Origin of the sequence: Embleya sp. AB8 (assembly GCF_049739465.1) — a bacterium.
In the GTDB taxonomy this organism is placed as follows: Bacteria; Actinomycetota; Actinomycetes; order Streptomycetales; family Streptomycetaceae; genus Embleya.
This window is the reverse complement of sequence record NZ_JBMHHY010000009.1, coordinates 192,089-216,484: the sequence shown is the minus strand read 5'-3', so window position 1 is coordinate 216,484 and position 24,396 is coordinate 192,089. Positions and strand designations below refer to the sequence as shown.

At 71.6% G+C, this 24,396-nt stretch carries 20 protein-coding genes; 15 read left to right on the top strand and 5 right to left on the bottom strand.

What is annotated here, in order from left to right:
* The first annotated feature begins 176 nt into the window (after positions 1-176).
* Together ABIA38_RS15330 and ABIA38_RS15325 are read left to right on the top strand one after the other, a co-directional pair.
* Positions 177-3,692, top strand: a complete 3,516-nt coding sequence (locus ABIA38_RS15330) for an indolepyruvate ferredoxin oxidoreductase family protein (RefSeq protein ID WP_424639167.1) — start codon at positions 177-179, stop codon at positions 3,690-3,692.
* 51 nt (positions 3,693-3,743) lie between these two features.
* Positions 3,744-4,892, top strand: coding sequence for an acyl-CoA dehydrogenase family protein (locus ABIA38_RS15325; RefSeq protein WP_424639166.1), 1,149 nt, complete (start codon positions 3,744-3,746; stop codon positions 4,890-4,892).
* A gap of 34 nt (positions 4,893-4,926) precedes the next feature.
* On the opposite strand, the gene ligD is transcribed toward ABIA38_RS15325, so the two are convergent.
* From ligD to ABIA38_RS15310, 3 genes are all read right to left on the bottom strand, one after another.
* Positions 4,927-5,895 (bottom strand): non-homologous end-joining DNA ligase, encoded by a 969-nt coding sequence (ligD, locus tag ABIA38_RS15320; RefSeq protein ID WP_424639165.1) that lies wholly within the window; start codon positions 5,893-5,895, stop codon positions 4,927-4,929.
* A gap of 225 nt (positions 5,896-6,120) precedes the next feature.
* Positions 6,121-6,891 carry a thioesterase II family protein gene (locus tag ABIA38_RS15315; RefSeq protein ID WP_424639164.1) on the bottom strand — a complete coding sequence of 257 codons (771 nt, stop codon included), beginning with the start codon at positions 6,889-6,891 and terminating at the stop codon, positions 6,121-6,123.
* A 103-nt stretch (positions 6,892-6,994) separates the two neighbouring features.
* Positions 6,995-7,777 carry an AfsR/SARP family transcriptional regulator gene (locus ABIA38_RS15310; RefSeq protein ID WP_424639163.1) on the bottom strand — a complete coding sequence of 261 codons (783 nt, stop codon included), beginning with the start codon at positions 7,775-7,777 and terminating at the stop codon, positions 6,995-6,997.
* Between the two features lie 290 nt (positions 7,778-8,067).
* Here ABIA38_RS15310 and ABIA38_RS15305 point away from each other — a divergent pair, with 290 nt between their 5' ends.
* The 9 genes from ABIA38_RS15305 to ABIA38_RS15265 all read left to right on the top strand — a co-directional run bounded on the left by ABIA38_RS15305 (position 8,068) and on the right by ABIA38_RS15265 (position 19,349).
* Positions 8,068-8,958, top strand: a complete 891-nt coding sequence (locus ABIA38_RS15305; RefSeq protein WP_424639162.1) for a metallophosphoesterase family protein — start codon at positions 8,068-8,070, stop codon at positions 8,956-8,958.
* Positions 8,955-9,602: a 4'-phosphopantetheinyl transferase family protein gene (locus ABIA38_RS15300; RefSeq protein WP_424639161.1), complete on the top strand. Its 648-nt coding sequence runs from the start codon at positions 8,955-8,957 to the stop codon at positions 9,600-9,602. The genes ABIA38_RS15305 and ABIA38_RS15300 overlap by 4 nt, the downstream gene beginning before the upstream one ends.
* A 72-nt stretch (positions 9,603-9,674) precedes the next feature.
* Entirely contained in the window at positions 9,675-10,589 is a 915-nt protein-coding gene (locus ABIA38_RS15295) for an amidohydrolase family protein (protein ID WP_424639160.1), read from the top strand.
* A 151-nt stretch (positions 10,590-10,740) separates the two neighbouring features.
* Positions 10,741-12,384: a hypothetical protein gene (locus tag ABIA38_RS15290; RefSeq protein WP_424639159.1), complete on the top strand. Its 1,644-nt coding sequence runs from the start codon at positions 10,741-10,743 to the stop codon at positions 12,382-12,384.
* 57 nt (positions 12,385-12,441) lie between these two features.
* Positions 12,442-13,008 (top strand): DUF421 domain-containing protein, encoded by a 567-nt coding sequence (locus ABIA38_RS15285; protein WP_424639158.1) that lies wholly within the window; start codon positions 12,442-12,444, stop codon positions 13,006-13,008.
* Between the two features lie 148 nt (positions 13,009-13,156).
* Positions 13,157-13,555, top strand: a complete 399-nt coding sequence (locus ABIA38_RS15280) for a GNAT family N-acetyltransferase (protein ID WP_424639157.1) — start codon at positions 13,157-13,159, stop codon at positions 13,553-13,555.
* A gap of 294 nt (positions 13,556-13,849) precedes the next feature.
* A complete protein-coding gene (locus ABIA38_RS15275; RefSeq protein ID WP_424639156.1) occupies positions 13,850-15,379 on the top strand; it encodes an ATP-binding protein in 1,530 nt (509 codons plus the stop codon).
* Positions 15,376-16,431 carry a PD-(D/E)XK motif protein gene (locus ABIA38_RS15270; protein WP_424639155.1) on the top strand — a complete coding sequence of 352 codons (1,056 nt, stop codon included), beginning with the start codon at positions 15,376-15,378 and terminating at the stop codon, positions 16,429-16,431. The genes ABIA38_RS15275 and ABIA38_RS15270 overlap by 4 nt, the downstream gene beginning before the upstream one ends.
* The gene (locus ABIA38_RS15265; RefSeq protein WP_424639154.1) at positions 16,428-19,349 is read left to right on the top strand and encodes a Z1 domain-containing protein; all 2,922 of its coding nucleotides are present in this window, start codon (positions 16,428-16,430) and stop codon (positions 19,347-19,349) included. The genes ABIA38_RS15270 and ABIA38_RS15265 overlap by 4 nt, the downstream gene beginning before the upstream one ends.
* Before the next feature lie 7 nt (positions 19,350-19,356).
* On the opposite strand, the gene ABIA38_RS15260 is transcribed toward ABIA38_RS15265, so the two are convergent.
* Positions 19,357-19,908 carry a hypothetical protein gene (locus ABIA38_RS15260; RefSeq protein WP_424639153.1) on the bottom strand — a complete coding sequence of 184 codons (552 nt, stop codon included), beginning with the start codon at positions 19,906-19,908 and terminating at the stop codon, positions 19,357-19,359.
* 197 nt (positions 19,909-20,105) lie between these two features.
* Complete coding sequence (locus ABIA38_RS15255) at positions 20,106-20,336, bottom strand: hypothetical protein (RefSeq protein ID WP_424639152.1); 231 nt, start codon at positions 20,334-20,336, stop codon at positions 20,106-20,108.
* A gap of 296 nt (positions 20,337-20,632) precedes the next feature.
* On the opposite strand from ABIA38_RS15255, the gene ABIA38_RS15250 reads away from it, so the two are divergent.
* From ABIA38_RS15250 to ABIA38_RS15235, 4 genes are all read left to right on the top strand, one after another.
* A complete protein-coding gene (locus ABIA38_RS15250) occupies positions 20,633-21,019 on the top strand; it encodes a DUF427 domain-containing protein (protein WP_424639151.1) in 387 nt (128 codons plus the stop codon).
* Between the two features lie 166 nt (positions 21,020-21,185).
* Positions 21,186-22,145 (top strand): alpha/beta fold hydrolase, encoded by a 960-nt coding sequence (locus tag ABIA38_RS15245; protein ID WP_424639150.1) that lies wholly within the window; start codon positions 21,186-21,188, stop codon positions 22,143-22,145.
* 103 nt (positions 22,146-22,248) lie between these two features.
* A complete protein-coding gene (locus tag ABIA38_RS15240; RefSeq protein ID WP_424639149.1) occupies positions 22,249-23,349 on the top strand; it encodes a cytochrome P450 family protein in 1,101 nt (366 codons plus the stop codon).
* Positions 23,350-23,659: 310 nt separating this feature from the next.
* Complete coding sequence (locus tag ABIA38_RS15235; protein WP_424639148.1) at positions 23,660-24,265, top strand: phosphatase PAP2 family protein; 606 nt, start codon at positions 23,660-23,662, stop codon at positions 24,263-24,265.
* Positions 24,266-24,396: the final 131 nt, after the last annotated feature.

The following is a 24,396-nucleotide window of genomic DNA, read 5'->3' as shown; positions in this document are numbered from 1 at the left end:
GGCACCGACCCCCTGGTGACGTGGTTCACACGCAAACTAAAGCGGATCGACACGCTGAGGCAGCAAGATCTTTGCGTCTTCATGGCAATTTGCCGCAAGGTACTTGCGTCCTGCCGGCGCCATTGGTGTGCTTGCCGAACCCCACCCCACCCCATCCGGTTTCGACGGAGGCTTCCGTGCGTGCAGATCAGGCTTCGCCTTCGGTGTCACTGGACGACAAGTACACCGCCGACCGGGGCCGCGTGCTGATCTCCGGCGTGCAGGCGCTGATCCGACTGACCCTGGAGCAGCGCCGGCTCGACACCGAGCGCGGCCTGGACACCCGGATCTTCGTCAGCGGCTACCAGGGCTCGCCGCTCGGCGGCGTGGACCTGGAGATGGGGCGCGCCAAGCGTTTCCTGGACCCGGCCGGTGTGGTGTTCCAGGCCGGGCTCAACGAGGAGCTGGCCGCGACCGCCGTGGCCGGGACCCAGTTGGTGGACCAGACGCCGGGCGCCCGGCACGCCGGGGTGACCGGGTTCTGGTACGGCAAGAACCCGGGCCTGGACCGGGCCGCCGATGCCATCCGGCACGCCACCATGGCCGGCACCGCCCCGCTCGGCGGCGCGGTGGCCTGGATCGGCGACGACCCGGGCAGCAAGTCCTCGACGGTGCCCAGTTCGTGCGAGCCGATGATGGAAAGCCTGTCGATGCCGCTGCTCGCGCCGGGCACGGTCGGCGAGATCGTCGAGTTCGGGCTGCACGCGGTCGCCATGTCGCGCGCGTGCGGGCTGTGGACCGGGCTGAAGATCGTCGCGGACATCGCCGACGCGTCGACCACGGTGGATGTCTCCCGGTGGGGCAAGGACATCCCGGTCCCGGCGGCGACCAAGCGCGGCACGCTGCCGACGCTGGTCGGCCCGGCCGCGCTCGACGCCGAGCACGACCTGATCACCCGCCGGCTCGACCTGGCCCGCGCCTACGCCCGCGAGCACGGCCTCAACAAGGTCGTGCACGACACCCCCGACGCCCGCCTGGGCATCCTCGCCGCCGGCGTGTCGTTCTCCGTGGTCCGCCGCGCGCTGGCCGACCTCGGCCTGGACCCGGACGCCGCCCTCGACGTCCGGCTGATCCGGATCGGCATGCCGTTCCCCCTGGACGACGCGGAGTTGGCGGAGCTCACCGCCGGCCTGGACGAGGTCCTGGTGGTCGAGGACAAGGTGCCGTTCCTGGAGGCCCGGCTCAAGGAGGCGCTCTACCGCCGCCCGGACGCGCCGCGGATCGTCGGCCGCCGGGACGACACCGGCCGGCCGCTGCTCACCGCGCGCGGCACGCTCGGCGCGGACGAGGTGGCCCGCGCGATCGCCGCCCGACTCGGCGCCGACCGGCTGCCCGAGGCGGCCACCACCTACCTCGCCTCGCTCGCCCCCAAGCGCCCGTCCCGGATCGCGCTGCCGATGCTGGCCTCGCGCACCCCGTACTTTTGTTCCGGCTGTCCGCACAACGCCTCCACCCGCACCGCCGACGACACCCTGGTCGGCGTCGGCATCGGCTGCCACGTGATGATCGCGCTGGACGGCAAGGGCCGAGGACATCAGCTCGGGCTGACCCAGATGGGCGGCGAGGGTGCCCAGTGGATCGGCCTGGCGCCGTTCACCGACGACAAGCACTTCGTGCAGAACCTGGGCGACGGCACGTTCCACCACTCCGGTTCGCTGGCGATCCGCGCGGCGGTGGCGGCGGGCACCAAGATGACCTACAAGCTGCTGTACAACGACGCGGTCGCGATGACGGGTGGTCAAAAGGCCGAAGGGCGCCTGGACGTACCGGCGTTGACCCGGCTGCTCGCGGTCGAGGGGGTGCGGCAGGTGGTGGTCACCACCGACGACCCGCGCGGCTACCGGGGAGTTCGCCTCGCGCCGATCGCGAGCGTCCGGCACCGGGACGACATCGCGGCGGTGGAGCTCGAGTTGGCCGCCGTCGACGGGGTGACCGTGCTGATCCACGACGACCGGTGCGCGGCCGAGGAACGCCGGCTGCGCAAGCGCGGGCAGTTGCCCACGCCGGCCGAGAAGGTGGTGATCAACGAGCGGGTGTGCGAGGGCTGCGGGGACTGCGGCGACAAGTCCTCGTGCCTGTCGGTGCAGCCGGTGGACACCGAGTTCGGCCGCAAGACGCACATCCACCAGGGCTCGTGCAACTCGGACTTCAGCTGCCTGAACGGCGACTGCCCGTCCTTCCTGCTGGTCGAGCCGGGCACCCGCAAGGCCCGTGCGATACCCGACCTGCCGCTGCGACCGGCGGCCCCGACCAGCCGGTTCGCCTCGGCCGACCTGCTGGTGCGGATGCCCGGCATCGGTGGGACCGGCGTGGTCACCGTGTCCTCGATCCTGCAGATGGCCGCACACCTGGACGGGCTGTACGCGGCCGGCCTGGAGCAGACCGGACTTGCCCAAAAGGGCGGCCCGGTGGTGTCCGACCTGCGCATCTCCGACCGCCCGATCACCGGCGCGCTGCGCGCCTCGCGGGCCGGCGCCGACGTGCTGATCGGCTTCGACGTGCTGGGCACCGCGGCGGAGAGCAACCTGGCCACCGCCGACCCGGAGCGCACCGTGGCCGTGGTCAACACCGCGATCGTGCCGACCGCCGCGATGGTGACCAACCAGATCGCGCTGCCCGGTTCGCCGGCCGAGACACTGGCCCGGATCGACGCGGCGACCCGGCGGGCGGACAACCTGCACCTGGATGCGCTCGGCCTGGCCGAGGCGCTGTTCGCCGACCACATGCCGGCCAACATGATCCTGATCGGCGCCGCGTTCCAGCACGGCTGCCTGCCGCTGACCGCGGACTCCATCGAGGCGGCGATCACCCTCAACGGCGCGGCGGTCGAGAAGAACCTGGCCGCCTTCCGCTGGGGTCGGGCGATGGCCGTGGACCCGGCCGCGGTGCTCGCCGCGGCGGTCGCGGCCCCGCCGCTCCCGGTGGTCGCAGTGGACCCGGCCGCGATGGCACTGGCCGACCGCGCCGGCGGCGACGCGGCGCTGCGCGAGGTGCTCGGCACCCGGATCGCCGACCTGACGGGCTACCAGGACGCGGCCTACGCCCGCCGATACGCCGACGACGTACGGACGATCCGCACCCTCGCGGTCGACCGGGCGGGCGCCGCGGGCGGTGCACGGGTCGCGGTGGCGTACGCGAAGGCGCTGCACCACCTGATGGCCTACAAGGACGAGTACGAGGTCGCCCGGCTGCACCTGGACCCGGTCGAACAGGCCCGGCGTGACGCCGAGTTCGGCCCGGACGCGGCGGTGTCCGTACTGCTGCACCCGCCGGTGCTGCGCTACCTCGGGATGAACCGCAAGATCCGGCTGCGCCGCACGGCGGTACCCGCCTTCCGGGCGCTGCGCGCGGCGCGCGGCCTGCGCGGCACCCGCTGGGACCTGTTCGGCTACGCCGAGGTGCGTCGGGTCGAGCGCGAACTGGTCGCCGAATACCGCGACCTGGTCCGGGGTGCGCTGCGGTCGCTGACCGCGGACAACGTGGCCGAGGTGATCGCCCTGGTCGCCCTGCCCGAGACGATCCGCGGCTACGAGGACATCAAGCTGGCCCGGGTCGCCGAATACCGCACGGCGGCGCGTACCGCACTGGCCGAACTGACCGCGCCCGCAGCGCAGTCGGCCCCCTCCGGCCCGCCGCTCGTCGCGGCCGGCTGACCTCGACCGGCACCCCCGCCGCCCCGCCCACCCCCGACCTCCGGAGCAGCCGTGACCGTCGACCGCCTCCTGCCGACCCGGGACGCCGAGGATCTGCTCGACCTCACCCGCACCGTCGCCGACCGCGAACTCGCGCCCAGAGTGGCCCGGCACGAGCGTGAGGAGTCGTATCCGGAGGGGTTGTTCACGATCCTGGGCGAGGTGGGCCTGCTCGGGCTGCCCTACCCGGAGGAGGACGGCGGCGGCGGGCAGCCGTACGAGGTCTACCTCCAGGTCCTGGAGGAACTCGCCGCGCGCTGGGCGGCGGTGGCGGTGGCCACCAGCGTGCATACCCTGGCCTGCTTCCCGGTGGCCACCTACGGATCCACCGAGCAGCGGGAGAAGTGGCTGCCCGAGATGCTGGAGGGGCGGCTGATCGGCGGCTACAGCCTGTCCGAGGCGCACGCGGGTTCGGACGCCGCCGCGATCGTCTGCAAGGCCCGGCCGATCGCCGACGGATACCGGGTCACCGGCACCAAGGCGTGGATCACGCACGGCGGAAAGGCGGACTTCTACGCGCTGTTCGCCCGCACCGGCGAGGGCAGCCGGGGCATCTCCTGCTTCCTGGCGCCGGGCGCGACCGAGGGCCTGGCCTTCGGTCGGCCGGAGGAGAAGATGGGCCTCAACGCGGTGCCCACCACCAGTGCGTTCTGGGACGGCGCGGTCCTCGAACGGGATCGGCTGATCGGCGCGGAGGGTCAGGGGTTGGCCATCGCGCTCAGCGCCCTCGACTCGGGCCGACTGGGCATCGCGGCGTGTGCCACCGGGCTGGCCCAGGCGGCGTTGGACGCCGCGGTCGAGTACGCCAACGAGCGCACCACGTTCGGCCGGCGAATCGTCGACCACCAGGGCCTGGGCTTCCTGCTCGCCGACATGGCCGCCGCGGTCGACTCGGCCCGGGCCACCTACCTGGACGCGGCCCGGCGCCGCGATCTGGGCCGGCCGTACAGCCGCCAGGCCAGCGTGGCCAAGCTGATCGCCACCGACGCGGCGATGCAGGTCACCACGGACGCGGTCCAGGTCTTCGGCGGTTGCGGCTACACGCGCGAGTTCCCGGTCGAGCGCTATATGCGTGAAGCCAAGATCATGCAGATCTTCGAGGGCACCAACCAGATCCAACGCATGGTCATCGCCCGGCAGTTCGCCCAGCCGAGCCGGTAGGGGGTCGGCGCCGGGCGGGGCTGGAAGACACGTCCTAGCGTCGGGTCCGGTCCGGGCGCAGGCGTTGCCAGGTCGGGTGGCGCAGTCGGCCGTCGTGGGTCCAGCCGGAGATGGTGACCTCGGCGATCAGCCGGGGCTCGACCCACTGCGCGCCGGGGACGTCGACGGGGCCGGCGAAGGGCGAGTCGGTGCGGGGCATCGCGCCCAGATACTCGCCGAGTTCGCCGCGTTCGGCCACCGTCGGGCCGTCCTCCACGGTGCCGACGAAGCGCAGCCCGTCCGGCGCGTCCACGCCCACGAGCAGGGCACCCGGGAGTCCGCGCAGCTCGCCGCGGCCCTCGACCCAGCCGCCGATCACCACGCCGTGCGTCTCGACGTGCTTGGCCTTGATCCAGTCGGGCGAGCGCCGGCCGGGCTGGTAGTGGGAGGCCAGTCGTTTGCCCACGATGCCCGAGTAGCCGTGGTGCAGGCTGGTCGCCCAGCCGCGCTGTACGTCGCCCTCGGTCCACTCCGGCGTCGACCAGCGCGGGCCGGCCAGATCGAGGCCGGCGAGAGACATCCGGCGCTCGCGGTAGGGGGTGGCGAGCAGCGACCGGCCGTCGAGGTACATCACGTCGAAGAGCATCAGGTGCACCGGCGCGTCGATGGTCAGCCGGGCCACCTTGCGCGGGTTCACCACGCCGGTGCGCTGTCGGAGCCGGCGCAGGTCGGGGCGTCCCCGGTCGTCGAGGACCACGATCTCGCCGTCCAGTACGGCCTGCCGCCGGCCGTGCTGCTCGCCGAGTCCGGCCAGTTCGGGATAGGTACGGGTGACGTCCGTCCCGTCGCGCGCGACCAGCCGTACCGCGCCGTCCCCCGTGCAGTACGCCACCGTACGGGCGCCGTCCCAGTCGACCTCGAACCCCCAGTCGAGGTCGTACCCCTCCCCGGGGAGTGGCCCGGTGGTGGCCAACATCGGCTCGATTTCGGGCAACACGGCATGCACTTGATCCTGACCGGCCATGCCTCGATCATCGACGGGCCCGGTGGGGGCCGCCGGCGGAGCCCGCACCCGGATTGGCGCAGGTGTTCGACACGACCCCCCGCGGACCCGGCCGCCCGGGACCGCCGCGCCCGATCGGCTCGGCGCCCGGCGGGGCCCATTCGAGCGAGCACGCGTCCCGGCTCTGCGGCCCTACGATCATCCGGCCCTACGATCATCCAGCGCTGCGGTCATCCGGCGCTGCGGTCATCCGGTCGCGGGTCGCCCCGTCGCCGCCGTGATCGCGTCGGTGATCCGCGCGGTGACCGCCGCCTGGTGCTCGGTCAGGTAGAAGTGGCCGCCGGTGAAGGTGTGCAGCGCGAAGGTGCCGTTGGTGTGCTCGCGCCAGGCCATCGCCTCGTCCAGGGTGACCTTCGGGTCGCTGTCCCCGGTCAGCACGGTGATCGGGCACTCCAGCGGCGCCGCCGGGGTGCAGGTGTACGTCTCGATCGCGCGGTAGTCGGCCCGCAGCGCGGGCAGCACCATCCGCAACACCTCGTCGTCGGCCAGGATGCTTGCGTCGGTGCCGCTCATCGTGCGCAGCTCTGCGGCCAGTCCGGCGTCGTCGAGCAGGTGCAGCCGCTCGTCCCGCTGCCGGTTCGGGGCCCGGCGCCCGGAGACGATCAGCGCGGCGGGGCGGATCCGCAACCGGCGGGCCACCTCGAAGCCGAGGATCGCACCCATGCTGTGGCCGAACAGGACCAGCGGGACCCGCTCGTCCAGCCATGGATCGAGGGCGGCGGTGATCCGGTCGGCCAGCGTGTCGATGTCGTCGATCAGCGGCTCGGCCCGCCGGTCCTGCCGGCCCGGATACTGCACGCCCAGCACCTCGACCCGGTTCGCGAGCGCCGCCGAGAGCGGGAACCAGAAGCTCGCCGAGCCACCCGCGTGCGGCAGGCTGACCAGGCGCGGCACCGGGTTCGAGGCCGGATGGAAACGGCGGATCCAGGTATCGGATACGGCGGAGGCGGTGCTCATGGCAAAAGACCTTCCTGATTCGTGGCCGCGCGACCGACACGACCCGTCGGTGCGCACGCTGCTGCCTGATCGCTGCCCCTCGACCGGGGCCGGGGAAACCTGCTCAGCCCGCCAGCGAGTCCGTGCGCACCCCGCGCGGCTCGACGCCGGTCAGCACCGCGTGCTGGACCTCGCGCAACGCCCGGGACGGCTCCAGGCCGAGGAGTTCGCGCAGTGCGCCTCGGGTGTCCTGGTAGACCGCGAGCGCGTCGGCGCGTCGGCCGCAGTGTGACAGGGCGATCATCAGATGGCGGGCGAAGCTCTCGTGCAGCGGATACTCCGTGGTCAGCGCGTACAGCCGGGCGACGCTCTCCCGGTAGCGGCCGAGCGCCAGATGCGCCTCCACGAGCAGTTCCAGGCACTCCAGCCGGGATGCCTCCAAGCGCGCGGCGTGTGCCCGGACGATCGGCCCGCAGGCCACGCCCGCGTAGGCGGATCCGCGCCACAGGTCGAGCGCGCCGGCGAACAACTCGGCCGCCTCGTGCCGTTGCCCGGCCCGTGCGCCGGCCCGGCCGCGTTCGACCAGGTCGTGGAAGGCGTCCGCGTCCACCCGGTCCGCCCCCGGATGCAGCGCGTAGCCGCCGGAGCAGGTGGTCAGCGGGCCGCTGCGGGCCGGGCCCGGCGCGCCCAGGATCGCGCGCAGCCGGGAGACGTAGACGTGCACCGTGGACTTGGCCCGCTGCGGCCGGGCGCCGGACCAGATCTCGCCGACGATTTGATCGACCGTCAGCACCTGGCCGCGCCGCGCGAGCAGGGCGGCCAGGAGGGTCTCCGGCTTGGGCGCCGCGATCGTGCGCGGCCGGTCGCCGTCGACGATCCGCACGGGGCCGAGAATCTCGTACCGCAACGGCTCTTCCCTCTCTATGGCGTCATGGGTCCATCGCTCCATGGCGCGTGCGCGGTCGGACCTTGCTCACTCGGACCTTGCTCACGCAGTGCTCGCGTCGTGCTCGCGTCGTGCCCACCCGACTTGCCCACCGCTCGCTCACCCGCTCGTTCACCCACGACGGTGACATATCGCGGGCGTGTGGCGTACCCCTGATCGACCCCTACCCGAGCTTGCACGGATCTTGCGTACGCCCCCGCTTCGCCGCGTCGCGCTTCCCCGCGCGCCGCGCATCCGTTTATGGTCGATCGATGAGCACTGCCCGTTCGCCCGAGCGCGCCCTGTACGCCGTCAGCGACCTGCACTCTTCCATCCCGTCCAACCGCGCACTCGTCGACGGCATCCGCCCGGGGACCGACGACGACTGGATCCTGGTCGCGGGGGACGTGGCCGAACACATCGACGAGACGGCGTCGACGTTGCGACTTCTCGCCGAGCGCTTCGCCCGGGTGGTGTGGGTCCCCGGCAACCACGAGCTGTGGGCCACCCAGGACGACCCGGTACAGCTGCGCGGCGAGCGGCGCTACCGCCACCTCGTGGCGATGTGCCGGGAGTTGGGCGTACTCACCCCCGAGGACCCGTTCGCGGTCTGGGACGGCCCGGGTGGACCGGTCACCGTGGCGCCGCTGTTCGTGCTCTACGACTACACCTGGCGCCCGCCGGGCACGGTCACCCAGCAGCAGGCGCTGGACGCCGCGTACGAAGCGGGCATCGTGTGCAGCGACGAGTTCATGCTCTACCCCGACCCCCACCCGAGCCGCGGCGACTGGTGCCGGGCCCGGGTGACGTACACCGAGGGCCGGCTGACGGCGGCGGCCGACCCGCGCGCACCGTTCCTGATGGTCAATCACTTCCCGCTGGTCCGGCAGCCCACGGACGTGTTGTGGCACCCGGAGTTCGCCCAGTGGTGCGGCACCGACCTGACCGCCGACTGGCATCGCCGCTTCCCGACCGCCGCGGTCGTCTACGGCCACCTGCACATCCCGCGGACCACGTGGTACGACGGAGTGCGCTTCGAGGAGGTCTCGTTGGGCTACCCGCGCGAGCGCAAGAACGGGCTGCGCCGACCGATCCCGCGCCGGATCGTGCCCGCCGAGACCGCCGACACCACCCGCCCCGGACAATCGGCCGGTGTCCGATGATCGCCCGCATACTGCCCGCCGAGGTCTTCGCCGAGGAGTCCTTCGACGACCCCGACGGACCGCCGCTGTTCCCCGCCGAGGAGGCGCTGATCGCCAAGGCGGTGGACAAGCGCCGCCGCGAGTTCACCACCGTACGGCGGTGCGCGCGGCGCGCGTTGGCCCGGATGGGGCTGCCGCCGACGCCGCTGCTCCCGGGCCTGCGCGGCGCGCCCGGCTGGCCGGCGGGTGTGGTCGGCAGCATGACGCACTGCGCGGGCTACCGGGCGGCGGCGGTCGCGGACGCGCGGGTCCTGCTCACCCTGGGCATCGACGCGGAACCGGCGGAGGAGTTGCCCGAGGGGGTGTTGACGACCGTCTCGTCCGAGACCGAACGCAAGCATCTGCTCGACCTGGCCGGCCGGCGGCCGGAAATCCCCTGGGATCGGCTGCTGTTCAGCGCGAAGGAGTCGGTGTACAAGGCCTGGTTCCCGCTCACCCTGCGCTGGCTGGACTTCGCCGAGGCCGAACTGGAATTCGACCCGGACGGCGGGACGTTCACCGCGCGGTTGTTGGTCGAGGACCGGCCGCTGGACGGGTTCGCCGGGCGCTGGCAGGTGGAGTCGGGGATCGCGATGACTACGATCGCGGTGGTTCGGGGCAGTTGACGAGGTCCTTCGCGGGGTGGCCGATCCGGATCCCGGGTGTGGTGGTGGCGCGGTCGAGTGGTTGGGGTTGTCATGCCGCCGGGACAGTTCGCCGGAGACCGGCAGCCGGCCGTGCGTACGGCCGATTCGCGGAGCCGAACACCGGACCCACCCGACCCGACGATCGTCGACGCCCACGTACACATCGCCTCGGCCGACCGCGAGCGGTATCCGCTCTCGCCCACCGGGGTGGGCAGCACGTGGTACCGGGCGAACGACGTGGGGGCCGGCGAACTGACGGCCGCGTTGGCCTCGACCGGGGTGGCGCGGGCGGTGGTCGTGCAGGCGGTGGGGGCGTACGGCTACGACTGCGCGTATGCGCTCGACAGCGTGCGGGCGGATCCGGAGCGGCTCGCGCTGGTGGGGGCGGTGGACCTGGCCGGGCCCGAACCCGCCTCGGCCCTTGTCGAGTTGGCTGGGGCCGGTGGTGGTCTGCTGCGCGGTGTACGGGCGTTCGGGGTGGCCGGTGATCCGCCGCACTGGCTGACCGACGGGCGGGCGGACGAGGTGTGGGCGCTGGCGGGCGAACTCGGCCTGACCGTCGTCCCGGTGTTGTTCCCGGACGCGCTCGGGCGGTTGGGCGAGTTGGTGGATCGGCATACGAACGTGCCGGTGGCGCTGGACCATTGCGGTTTCGTGGACGTTTCGGGCGACGCGGCGGGCACGTTGTTCGAGTTGGCCGCGCTGCCGGCGGTGCGGGTCAAGGTATCCACGCATGTCCTCGATCGGGCGGCGGCGGTGGGCGATCCGGCCGATGCGGTGGACCGGTTGGCGGCCGAGTTCGGCGCGGAGCGGTTGGCGTGGGGATCGGATCATCCGCAGACCGTCGGCTCGACCTATCCGGCGATGGTCGCCCTCGGGCGGGCTGCGGCACGCCGGCTCTCCCCCGCCGACCGGGCGCGCTTCCTCGGCGGTACCGCGCTCTCCCTCTGGTGGCCCGCCGGATGACCCTGCGTCGGCCCGATCGCCGCACGCCGACCGGAGCGCGATCCGCCGGACTGCTGTGAGCCAGGTCACTTGATGGCGGGCCGTGAGGATGCGCCGCCGACCGTGTCCCAACGACGTGGGAGGCCGGGGCGGCCTCGGGCTCGGGGTTCACATGGAGGAAACGTTGCGCGTCGACGAGTTGACGGATGGTTCGGTTACGGTCGACCTGCGCAAGGGACAGTTCACGGGAGATGTGTTCCCGGACCGACGGCTGACCGATCGTCAGGAGAACGCACCCATACCGGAACCGACCGGGCCGATCTACAACCTGATCCGCTGGCCGATCCGCATCGCCGCATTGCTCGTGCTGCTGCCGGCGCGGTTGGCGTGGGAGCTGCTCAGGTGGAGCGGACGGGCGGTACGGGATCGGCTGCTGTTCCCGGCGGGGCGCCTGCTGGTGGCGATCGGGCGCGGGGCCGGGGTCTTGGTGTGGGACTGGTTCCTGGTCCCACTCGGGCGGGCCTGCGCGGCGGTCGGGCGCGGCGCCAAGGTGTTGATCTGGAACTGGCTCCTGGTCCCGGCCGGTCGAGCCCTGGCGGCGATCGCACGCGGGGTCAAGGTCCTGGTGTGGAACTGGTTCCTGGTCCCACTCGGGCGGGCCTGCGCGGCGGTCGGGCGCGGCGGGAAAGTCCTGGCGTGGGACTGGTTCCTGGTCCCACTCGGGCGGGCCTGCGCGGCGGTCGCACGCGGGGCCAAGATCCTGGTGTGGGACTGGTTCCTGGTCCCGATCGCGAAGGCTGTCCGGGTCGGACTGCTCGGACTGGGCCGGGTGTTGCGGTGGTTGGGCGTCGACGTGGGGTGGGCCGGGTTGCGGTTGCTCGGGCGTTGCCTGATCGTGCTGCCGCTGCGCTGGGTCCGAGACGCGCTGATGCGGCCGATGAGCGCCGGGATGCTCGCGGTCGGGCGGTGGTTCGGCCGGGCGGGACGGTGGTTCGGCCACGCGGTCGGGCGCACGCTGTACTACCTGCTGGTGGTGCCGGGTCGGTGGCTTTGGCGGCTGGCCCGGACGATGGGTCGCGGCTTCGCGCGCTGGTTGTACTACGTGGTGGTCGTGCCGCTGAGGGCGATCCGGCGCGGCCTCGCCGCGTGCGGTGACATCGCGATGCGGGGGGTCGCGGTACTGGTCGGCGGCATCACGTTCGTCCTGCGGCACGCGGTGGTCATCCCGGCCCGGTGGGCGTGGCGCGGGCTGGTCGCGGCGGCCGGGCTGGTTCGACGAGGTTTGGTGGCGGCCGGTCGCGGCGTGCGACTGGCCCTGTACCACGGCCTGTTCGTCCCGGTCCGCTGGCTCGGCCGAGGCACCGGCCGCACCCTACGCCTGGTCGGCCGGGGCTGCGCCGTCGCGTTCACGCTCCTGGTGGTGCGGCCGGTCGGCTGGGCCTGGCGTCGGGTGGTCCGGCTGGTCCGCATGCTCGGCCGAGGCGCGCACTTCGTGGTCGTACTGCCGCTGAAGTGGGCGGCGGGTCGGGCCCGGCGGCTGGTCCGGCTGATCGGGCGCGGACTGCGTTTCGTGTTCGTCGGGCCCACGGTGTGGGCCTGGGGTCGGGGCGTCGCACTCGGCCGAGGCGTGTGGCGGTCGATCGCCCGGGTCGGCACGACCGTCCTGATCCCCGCCGGTCGCGCCGCGCGGCGCACTTGGCAGAGCACACTCGGGCCGATCCGGGCGATCTGCCGTACCGTCCAGGCCCAGTCCCGCCAGGCCGCCCGCGATGCGCGCCGCGCGCTGTCGTTCCGCGGCAGGCCGTCCGGCAAGTAGCCGCAGCGCAGCCGCTGATCGCCAGAAAAGCGGCAAAGCTCCTCTATCGTTGCCGGCATGTGGCACGACATGCTGGTCTCCGGCATCCCGTGGACCGAAAAGGCCCTGCGCACGATCGTGGTCTACCTGGCGATCGTGACCCTGCTGCGCTGGATGGGCAAACGTGATCTCGCCCAGGTCAACACGTCCGACCTGGTGGTCATGTTGCTCCTGTCCAATGTCGTGCAGAACGCCGTGATCGGCCCCGACAACTCGGTCTCCGGCGCGCTGTTCGGCGCCGTCGTCCTGGTCGCCGCGAACGCCGCCCTGGTCCGCTGCTCCGCCCGCTGGGACGGCTTCGCCCGCCTGTTCGAGGGCACCCCGACCGTGCTGGCCCGGGACGGCACGTACGACCAGGCCCGAATCGCCCGAATGGGCCTGCGTCTCGCCGACCTGGACGCGGCGGTCAAACGCCAGGGCGGCGACGACGTGGCCGAGACCACCTCGGTCACCCTCGAACCCGGAGGCGCCCTCCTGGTCGCCCTGCGCCCGGCCGACCAGAGCGCCGACAAGCAGGACATCGCCGACCTCGACGCCCGGCTGAGCCGCATCGAGGCCCTGCTGCGACACCGTCCGGCACCCTGACTCACCCGCCCGAACTCCCGCAAATCCGTGCGACTCAACCCAAGATCAAGCCCAACCATGGCGTGTCCATTGCCAACGACGGCTTCTGGAATGGGCCCAAATCTCGTTGAATGTCGTCGTGGATACGAATGTGGCGACGATTCGGCGTGTGACGACGGTGGCGGACGTGATCGCGGCCGGGGACCTGTTCGACGACCCGGTACGCCCGGACTGGGCGGCCCGGTTCCTGGGCGAGGCGGGCCATCACATACTGCTCGCGTACGTGGCCGCCACCCCGGTCGGGATGGTCACCGGCGTCGAGACGACGCACCCGGACAAGGGCACCGAGATGTTCCTGTACGAACTGGCCGTCGCCGAGACCCACCAACGCCACGGCATCGGCCGCGCCCTGACCGAAGCCCTGGCCGAACTGGCCCGCAAACGCGGCTGCTACGGCATGTGGGTCCTCACCGACCGCACCAACCCGGCAGCCCTCGCCACCTACCAGGCCGCGGCCGCCGACACCGAATCCGACCACGTCATGTTCACCTGGACGTTCGACAGCTGAGCACACGCGGGCGCACCGGACGCGCTGCGCGCCGGGCCGCCGTCAACACCGCCGCCGCCGACCGGCCGACCCGGCGATCGGCCTGGTGGGCCCGGGAGTTGTCGGGCCCACCACCCATTGGTCCGACTTCGCCCGCTCGCGTCCGGGTCGGCGGTGGTGGCTTGATCGTGCCGCCGGTCACGAGTGCGGCGTTCCGCTTTTGGCTTGTGCGTCCAACCGCTACGGTCGGTCCAGCGCAAGTGGGGGCGGGCGCGTGACAGCGCGCACGGTAGAGGTGAACTTCCTGGGGTGGGCATGGACGACTGGCGATTCGACGTACCTGTGAGCGGCAGCAAGCATCTGCCCCCGGATCCCGGGTACATCAAGGGACTCGCCAGTCAGGGCTACCGCTTCGAGGAGGCCGTGGCCGACCTGGTGGACAACTCGATCGACGCGGGCGCGTCCGAGGTCGTGGTGCATTTCCGGCGCACCGGCGACCTGTTGACCTCGCTGGTGGTGGTGGACAACGGACGCGGGATGACCGAGGCCGAGTTGGACACCGCGATGACCGTGGGCAAGCGGCGCGCCTACGGCGACCGGGCGCTGGGCATGTTCGGGATGGGCCTCAAGGCCGCGTCGTTCAGCCACGCCGAGAGTGTCACGGTGATCAGCCGGGCCAAGCGGGCGGGTACGGTCGGGCGGCGCTGGCGGACCGAGCAGGCGCAGGAGAGCTTCCAATGCGACATCGTCGAGCTGGAGTTCGCCAAGCGGTTCCTGGATCTCTACGACGAGTACGTGATGTGGAACGGCACCGCGGTGCGCTGGGACGGGGTACGCGACTTCCCGGCACGCGGTGACGCCGGGCAGACCGACATCTACGTCACCAAGACCACGCGCTCGTTGGCCGACCACCTCGGGTTGCACCTACACCGCTTCCTGGCGGACGGGCGCGTGCGGATCACCATCGCGGTGTCCGGCGGGGACGACGAGGTGCCGCCGACGATCTATCTGGTCCAGGCCGTCGACCCGTTCGGCTATCCGATCTCCGGACTGCCGGGCTATCCGCGCGAGTTCACCACCGTGTTCGATGGCGTCGGCCCGCTGCGGCTGACCGCGCACGTATGGGTGCCGCGCTCCAACGCCGAGCAGTTCCGCCTCCCCGGCGGCATCGTGGCCCGACAGGGCCTGTACGCGTATCGCAACGACCGGCTCGTCCAAGCCGGTGGCTGGCACGGGTTGCGCCAGGGCGAGCAACATCTGTCGCTGGCCCGGGTCGAGTTCGACCTGCCCGCCGACTCGGAGTCGGCGTTCGGACTGACCGTCAAGAAGGCCGAACTCCAGCCGATACCGGGCTTCGTGGACGCGGTCGAGCGGGCGACGGACGCCGAGGGGCGCACCTTCCTGGACTATCTGAAGGACGCCGAAGGCGCCTACCGGCAGGCCCGGACCACCACCCGTGAGCGCAAGGCCGTACTGCCGCCCGGCAAGGGCTTCGCCCCGGAACTGCGCGCCGCGATCGAGGAGGAACTCCCGTTTGTCGCAGGCGAGGAGCCGATCGAGGTGCGCTGGGTGCCGCTCGGCGGGGACGTGTTCTTCGCGATCGACCGGGACGAGCGCCGACTGTTGCTGAACAAGCAGTTCCGCGCCGCGCTGCTCGGTGGTCGGCGCGGCGGCCTCAACGACGTCCCGGTCCTCAAGACGCTGCTCTACCTGCTGATGAACGAGGCGTTCACGGGCGAGCGGATCGGCCCCCGGGTCAAGGACAACCTCGACCTGTGGCAGTCGCTGTTGCTTACCGCGGTCAAGAGCGAGACGGCGAAGTACGGTTCCGAGGGCGGCTCGTGAGCTCCGATCAACGCACCAGACATCTGAGCTGCGACGCGTTGCGCGATCATCTGGACAACCGGATGCCGATGTTGATCCCGATCGAAGGCGATCCGCCGCTCTACTGGCATCTGGAGGCGGGCGGCCGACGCCCCGCGCTGCGCATCCCGGTGCCGGCGGGCACGAAGGCACCACGCCTGGGCATGCAGGGCGTCCGGGCGGTGTGCGTCCTGGACGGCGGCGACCGGTTCCTGCAGGTCTTCACCGAACAGACGGCACTGCTGCGCGAGTTCCACATCGTGTGCTGCGAGATCGCGGACCGGATCCAGATGGAGGGGACGGCGCCGCTGGTCGCGGTACAGACGACGGTGCTGGCTTGGCGGAAGTTGTTGGCGCGGGGGCGGCGGATGTCGTTGGAAGCGGAGGTCGGCCTGTTCGGCGAACTGCTCACGCTGATCGGCCTGGCGAGCGCGCGGGGTTGGCACGCGGCGGTCCAGGCGTGGCAGCACCCGGACTGCGCGGACCACGACTTCACCGTCGGGCCCTACGACGTCGAGGTCAAGACGGTGACCGGGCGGGCCCGGATGCATACGATCCACGGGCTCGGTCAGCTCGCGCCGCACCAGGATCGGCCGCTGTGGTTCGTCTCGCACGTCCTGGACGAGAGCGATTCCGGGCGCTCGGTGCTCGGTCTGATCGAGGGCATCCGGTCCAGCATCCGGGTGCGGGCGCCCGGCACGCTGGACGACTTCGACACCCGGCTCAAGCTGGGCACCGAGAACGAGCACGCGATCCCCCGCGAACATCGCTGGACGCCGAGCGGGCCGCCCGCCGCGTTCCCGGTCGACGCCGGCTTCCCGCGCCTGACCGGGAGCATCCTGGCTCCGCTGCCCGAGTCGCTCGCGCTGCGCATCGTCGACATCGACTACCGGATCGACGTCGCCGACCTGGTCCCCTCGATCGCCCCCTCCCCCGACGGGCTCGATCTCGCCGTCGACCTGGCCCGGGTGCTCCCGCCCGATGTCGCCTCGGACCTGTCCGAGCCGAACCACCCCGAGGACGGCCCGCGATGACCGACGAATCCGCGCTCCTGGAGCTGCACCGAGCGGCCTTCGGCGGCATGGCCACGCACCCCCGGAACCTGGCCAAGGCGCTGGCCCATCAGGCCGACGAGCATCCCGGCCCGGTGCCCGACCTCGGCGAGGCGGCGCTGCGTCGGCGGCTGCATCACGCGCATCCGGACGACCCGCTGCTGATTCTGTGGCGGGACCGGCTCAGCCGCTGGGACTTCGCCGCCGGGGAGCCCGAGCCGAACACCGCCGAGCGCCGCGCCGCGACCTACGAGGCACTGGGTCTGGCCGCGGCCACCCGCGAACTCCTGGACCGACGCTCGCCGTTCGCACGCGGGTCGGGCGCGGTGGTGATCACCGACGAGGGCTGGGATCCCTGGTACACCGACGAGGTGGCCCGGCACCACAGCCACTACTGGGACGCCTATCGGGCGACCCTGCTCGACCACCGATGGGCCCCGGAGGCGGTCGCCGCCCTCGACCGCGACACCACCCGGGTGGTCGAGCGGCTGGCCGACCCCGCCTGCGAACAGCCCTACCAGGCGAAGGGGTTGGTGGTCGGCTACGTGCAGAGCGGCAAGACCGCCAACTTCACCGGCGTCACCGCGAAGGCGATCGACGCCGGGTATCGCCTGGTGATCGTGCTCACCGGCACCATCGAGGCACTGCGCGCGCAGACCCAGCGCCGGCTGGACATGGAACTGGTCGGGGTGGAGAACATCTACTACGGCCAGGATCCGGACTCGGGCACCCTGGCCTTCCGCGACTACGACTACCTCGACGACCGGGATCGGCTGGAGGGCAGGTTCCTGAAGCACGGCGCGTTGCCGTCCCGGCTCGGCGGGTTCGACATCGTCCGGCTGACTCGGCATCAGGACGACTACCAGGCGCTGCGCCAGGGGCTCAGCGCGCTGGAGTTCGAGAAGGCCGACCGGTTCACCCCGCTGTACGCACCGGAGAACCTGCACCGTAGTTCGGCCCGGCTGATGGTGGTCAAGAAGAACGCGTCGGTGCTCAAGAAGCTGGTCAAGGACCTCGGCCGGATCAAGACCGAACGCGGCGAGATCCCCACGCTGATCATCGACGACGAGTCCGATCAGGCGTCGGTGAACACGTCCGATCCGCAGAAGTGGGCGCAGGACCAGGTCCAACGCACCGCGATCAACGGAATCATCTCCGAGCTGCTCGGCATGTTGCCGCGTGCCCAGTACGTCGGCTACACCGCGACCCCGTTCGCGAACGTGTTCATCGATCCGGCCGACGCGGAGGACATCTTCCCCAAGGACTTTGTCATCTCGCTGGACCGCCCGGACGGCTACATGGGCGTCGCCGACTTCCACGACATCGACTCCACGATCCCCGCCGACGAACGCACGGTGGCCAATTCGGCCGGACTCGCGCACGTACGTTCGGTCCGGCCGCTGCACGATGACGACGACACGGATCTGCGGGCCGCGATCGACATGTTCGTACTCACCGGCGCGATCAAGCTGTTCCGCGAGGACCACGGCCTCGGCGCGGGCCACTTCCGCCATCACACGATGCTCGTGCACGAGTCGGTGAAGACGCATGTGCACCGCGATCAGGCCGAGTCGATCAACGCGATCTGGCGCCGGGCGGGCTACCTGGGCGCGGGTGCCCAGGCGCGGCTGCGGGAGCTGTACGAGCAGGACGTGCGGCCGGTCAGCGAGGCGCACGCGGCGGGCGCGGCGATCCCCGGCTCGTACGCGGACATCGCGCCCTACATCGGCATCGCCGCGATGCGGATCGAGGACTCGATCGGCAGTCCGGTCGTGGTGATCAACGGCGACAAGGATGTCGAGCGGCGCACCGCCGACTTCGACCGGGACAAGGTATGGCGGATCCTGGTCGGCGGCGCCAAACTCTCCCGCGGCTTCACCATCGAGGGCCTGACCGTCTCCTACTACCGGCGCAAGACCCTGGCCGCGGACACCCTGATGCAGATGGGTCGCTGGTTCGGCTTTCGCAAGAACTACCGCGATCTGGTCCGGCTCTACATCGGCCGGGACGAGGGCGGGCGCAACGGCGATCTGTACGAGGCGTTCGAGGCGATCTGTCGGGACGAGGAGGAGTTCCGCGACCAGCTCCGGCTCTACGCCGAACTCGTGGACGGCGCACCGCAGGTGACTCCGGCTCAGATCCCGCCGCTGGTGACCCAGCGACTGCCGTGGCTCAAGCCCACGGCACGCAACAAGATGTTCAACGCGGAGCTGGTGGAGACCCGGTCGCCGGGGTTGTGGGTGGAGCGTCCCGGATATCCGACGAAGGCGGCGGAACTGCGGCACAACGTCGAGCAGTTCGCCCCGGTGATCGAAGCCCTCGACCCGGCGCAGGTCGAGTTGGCGTTTCCCGTGGAGGATCGGCTGCGCCGTTTCCCGGCCTACCTCGGCCGGATCACGAACTCCCGGCTGCTGCCGGTGTTGCGCGAGCTGCGCTGGTCCGATCCGAGCCAATTCGGCCCCGATCTGGCCTACTTGGCGAATCCCCGGATCTCCGCGCAGATCGAGGATTGGGTGGTGATCGCCCCGCAGTTGCAAAATCCCGATCGCGACTCGGTGACCCTGCACGGCTTCGGTCCGCTCACGGTGGTGAGCCGCAGCCGACGCACCGGCACCCAGTTCAACCAGGTCAGCCCACCGCCACACCGCCATGCGGCCCGGCGGATCGCGGGCAGCGGGCCCTCGATCGGCGACCCGGTCGCGGACGGCCTGGCCGCGCCCCGACGTGGCTGTCTGCTGATCTATCCGACGATGGAACCCGACCGGAACGAACTCGTGATGGCCTTCGCACTGGTCCCGCCGAGCACCGCGACCTCCCCCGATCGCCGCCTGGTCGCCTTCCGTGCCAAGGACTCCTCCCGAGGCACGGCCGCCATCGTGGCGGCGCCGGCGCCGGTCTGACGGTGGGTCAGGGGCGCGGGTACGGACCCGGATACGGCCCCGGGTACGGACTCGGCGGCGCCGTCCCGTGCCGCGCCCGGTCGAACCGTCGTACCACCACGTGATAGCCGACCACGAAGACCAGCCCGAGGCCGATCATCACCACGGAGCCGACCAGCGCGACCACATCCATCGCATGCCGACCGAGCACGTGCCAATAGTCGATGTCACCGGTCCGGGCGACGGTGTCCAGGTGTTCCGGGTCGTAGCGCACGGTCAGCGTCCGCCCCTGCTCCAGCGGCTTCGTGGACAGCGCCAACTCGGCCTCGTGGGCCGCCCGCCCCTCGGGGGTGAAGCGCACCTTGCACCGCGCGGTGATCACCCGGGGCCCGGTCTCCGGATCCCCGGGCCCGGACTCCACACAGCTCGTGACCACGGCCCGGGTTTCCACCCCACGATCCCGCAGCGCGGTCTCGACCTTGGTATGGCTCGGGATGATGAGAAAGATCGTGGCCAGGAGCAACAACACCCCGAACCCCGGCAGCGAATAACAAAGATTCCTGATCTTGCGCCGGCTCATCGGCCCCCCGCGCCCGAACGAGCCCCGCGGCCCGCCCCACCCTGACCGCCCCAACCCCCGGAACGCCCGCACCGACACCCGGCCGCGATGGGTCGACCATAGCTGGCCGCACCGACTGCGGGGCGGCCCCACCTCCCGGTGGGGTCGCCCCGCGCGTGGTCCCGGCCGGCGATCGTCGCCACCGGCTACCGGATCGTTCAGTGCACCCAGAGCGACCAGACGGTGCCGCCGTTGTTGAGACACAGGTATACCGGGCCGTGCGCCGGGACCGTCGCCTTGCCGGCCAGGTCGCAGGATTGTTCGGTGGGGTAGTAGCCCCACAGGTAGAAGCCGCTACCCGAAGGCGGGTCCGCCATCGCGGGTTGTGCCGCGGCGCCCACGCCCAACAACGCCGCAGCCAACGCGACACCTGCCATAGCCTTGCGCATGTGCTCGACTCCATTTCTCGCACCGAGGGCAACTCGGTTTGCCGGAACGGTGATTCGGGCCGTGCAGCGTGCCGGCGCGCACCCGGACGACGCTAGTCCTCGGCCGTCTCGGCGGCAATAGGTCTATACCAATTGAATCGATCTCCCCGGCACTCGAACCGACGATCCGACCGGCGATCCGACCGGCGATCCGGATGTTTCTCGCGCGCTCGGCGGAATGGCGGGCGGGCCGGGATCGTTGAATCCAGGACGATCGGGGCCGGCAGCGGCACCACACCACGTCGGAGGAGATTCGCATGTCGACAACACCGCAGGGTCACCTGGTGACCACCGTGCACAGCACGCAGACCGTGACGGTCGAGATCGACGGCGAGGTGGTGGCCAGGTCGAAGCGGCCGGTCGTGTTGTACGAGACCGGACTGCCGATCCGCTACTACCTGCCGCCGGAGGACGTGGATCTGACCCGCTTCGAGGCCACCGACACGCACACCACGTGTCCGTTCAAGGGCGTGGCCTCCTACTGGACCTACCTGGGCAACGGCGACACCGGGCCGCGTCCGGACGTGGTCTGGGCGTACCCCGAGCCGATCGCCTCGGTCCCGGACATCGCGGGCCTGCTGAGCTTTTACGACACGGTCGCCCAGGTCACCGCGGAGGGCGAGCCGCCCGCACCGCCGGCCTGACGCCGGGCGCGCGGGGTGGGCCGGTCCGGTCCACCCCGCGCACCCGTCCGCACACTCAGCAGCTCAGGTTGCCGATTCTAACGTTCCAGATCACCTTGACCCATTAGTTCGCGTGAGGGTAGAACTGATCAAGCACCGCACCCTCCCGCCGACGAAGGTTGAGATCATGGGCACCACCGCCGCCGTTCCGCAGGTCGCACACCGTTTCGTGGAGGTCGACGGGGTCCGGGTCTTCTACCGGGAGACCGGGCCCGTCGATGCCCCCACCGTGCTGCTGCTGCACGGATTCCCGTCGGCCTCGCACCAGTTTCGGCGGCTGCTCGACGTGCTCGGGAACGACTTCCACCTGATCGCGCCGGACTACCCCGGGTTCGGGCACACCGAGGTGCCGGCCGGGTTCACCTACTCGTTCGACCGACTGGCCGACGTGGTCGAGCAGTTCGTGGACGCGGTCGGCCTGGACCGATACGTGCTCTACACCTTCGACTTCGGCGGCCCGGTCGGGCTGCGGCTCGCCGAGCGGCGGCCGGCCGCCGTCGCCGGACTGATCGTGCAGAACGCCAACGCCTACGCCGAGGGCCTGTCCGACCTGGCCCGCGACTTCACCACGCTCACGCCCGACGTGCCGGGCGCCCGGGAGAAGGCTGCCGAACTGCTCGTACTGCCGGTCACCCGCGGCCAGTACGAGGGCGGCACCGTCGATCCCACCCTGGTCGCCCCGGACGGCTGGACGCTGGACCAGCACTTCCTGGACCTGCCCGGCCGCAAGGACGCCCAGGTCGACCTGGCGCTGAACTACCACACCAACGTCGCGCTCTACCCGAGGTGGCAGCGCTGGCTGGCCGACCACCGCCCGGCGACGCTGATCATCTGGGGCCGCAACGACATCTTCTTCCCCGAGTCGGGCGCACACGCGTACCTCGCCGATCTCCCGGACGCCGAACTGCACATCCTGGACACCGGCCACTTCGCCCTGGAGGACCGCCTCCCGGAAATCGCCCCACTGATCGCCGACTTCCTGACCCGAACCTGGAACCGGCCCGAAGCCGGCCGCAATCCGGACGGGCCCGGGCGGCGCGGGGGCGTGCGTTCGGTTGGCGGTCGAGGCGCCGCCTCGCTAGGTTGAAAACCACGTTGTTGCCGATCGAAAGCGGTTCCCGGTGGATGTCGCCCGCGCCATGGCCCATGATCCGCATGGGGTTTTCGCTCGGATGCGGGAGGCCGCGCCCGTGCATACGATCGTCGCGCCGGACGGCAGTCCCGCGTGGCTGGTGACCCGGCACGCGGATGTGCAGGCGGCGCTCGGCGATCCCCGGTTCTCGCTGAACAAGGTGCATGCCAAGCCCGGCGGCTACAAGGGGTTCGAGCTGCCGCCGGCGCTCGACGCCAATCTGCTCAACATGGATCCGCCCGATCACACCCGGCTGCGCCGACTCGCCGGCCAGGCGTTCACCGTGCGGCACACCGCCGGCCTGCGCCCCGAGCTCGAACGTGCGGCCGAGGCCCTGGCCGACGAGCTGGCCGCGCGCGAACGGGTGGACCTGGTCCGGGAGTTCGCCACGCCGTTCGCGGTCGGCGCGATCTCCGAACTGCTCGGCGTCCCGCCCGAGTCGCGCACCGACTTCCGGGTGTGGACCAACGCCGTACTGGGCGCGGACGCCACGCGCGAGGGCATCCGCGCGACGGTGCGCGAGATGTACACGTTCTTCGTCGGGCTGCTCGCCGCCAAGCGGGCCGCGCCCGGTCCCGACCTGCTCTCCGCGCTGATCGCCGCCCGGGACGCCGACGATCGGCTCAGCGAGGACGAATTGACCTCGTTGTCCTTCCTGTTGCTGTTCGCCGGCTATGAGAACTCGGCCAACCTGATCGCCGGCGCGCTGCACGCGGTGGTGGACGACGGCGGGCTGCGCGAGGCGTTGCTCGAGGATCCGGCGGCGGTTCCGGTGCTGGTCGAGGAGGTGGCCCGGCACATGTCGCCCGCGCTGCTCGCGATTCGCCGCTTCCCGCTGGAGGACCTGGAGTTGGGCGGGGTGACCATCCCGGCCGGGGACACCGTGTTCCTGTCCATCGCGGCGGCCAACCGCGATCCACGCCGCTACGACCGCCCGGACCGGGTACAGCTGGACCGGCCGGACCCGGCCCGCCATCTGAGCTTCGGCCAGGGCATCCACTACTGCATCGGCGCGCCGCTGGCCCGCCTCGAGGCGGAGATCGCGGTGCGCACCGTGCTGACCCGCTTCCCCAAGGCCCGGCGGCACGCGCCGGTGTCCTGGCAGCCGTCGGTCCGGGTGCGCGGCCTGAGCAGCCTGCCGGTCGAACTGGCCGGCTAGGGCGTCTCTTCAAGCCCCCGCCGAGATCCGCCGGGCCGGGCCTCGGTGCAGTGAACCCCGGACAACTCCCGGGCGTTCTCAGGTCATTTACTCAGGGTTTCCACAGGGTTCGCGCGGCACGCTGGCCACATCGGCGACCCGCGCCGACGTGCCCGTGCCGTCGCGGCACCACCGGGCCGCAGAGGATCCGACGCGGCTCGCCGCGCCCGAAAGCCGTTTCCGGGCGCCGCGAGCAGGCGGTCCGCCCGCCCGCGGGCTCCCGCTTCGGGTCCTCGGCGGTCCGGTCCGGCACCGAAAGAACCCGGTAACCATGACCGCTCGCTCCGGAGCCGCCATCGACGGCGGCCTCTACACCGACATCACCGATCTCGCCCGGGACGCCCCCTCGTTCCTGAACACGGTGATCAAGGACTGGACCACCTACGGCCTGTTCGCCTTCGCCGTGCTGATCGTGGTCGCCTGGTGGGCCGCCCGCAGACAGGATGCGCGGCGGATGGCGCAGACCCTGTGCGCGCCGCTGATCGTGGTCGCGGCGTTCGCCGTCGACGACGTGATCAAGCTCATCGTGCGCGAGGAACGCCCGTGCCGCACCCTGCACCCGAGCAGCACCCTGGAGGCGTGCCCGGCCGCGAACGACTGGTCGTTCCCGAGCAACCACACCGTGATCGCCGCCTCCGCCGCGACCGTACTCCTGCTGCTGAGCCGCGTGTTGGGCGCGCTCGCGGCGCTCGGCACACTGGCCATGGCCGTCTCGCGCGTGTGGGTCGGCGCGCACTATCCGCACGATGTGCTGGTCGGTCTGCTCGTCGGCATCGCGGTCGCCTGGCCGCTGACCCTGGCCGCGGCCCGGGCCGCACCCGCGATCGACCGACTGCGCGCCACCTCGCTCCGCCCGCTCGTCGCCGCCGGTTCGTGATCGTCGCGGACGGCTAGCACCGGGCGCGGCACCAGCCGTACCGTCCTCGAACGCCCGACCCAGCCACCGGCGTTCGAGGACAGCGGCACCACCGGCGTTCGAGGACACCGGCACACCCGGCGCCGGCAACC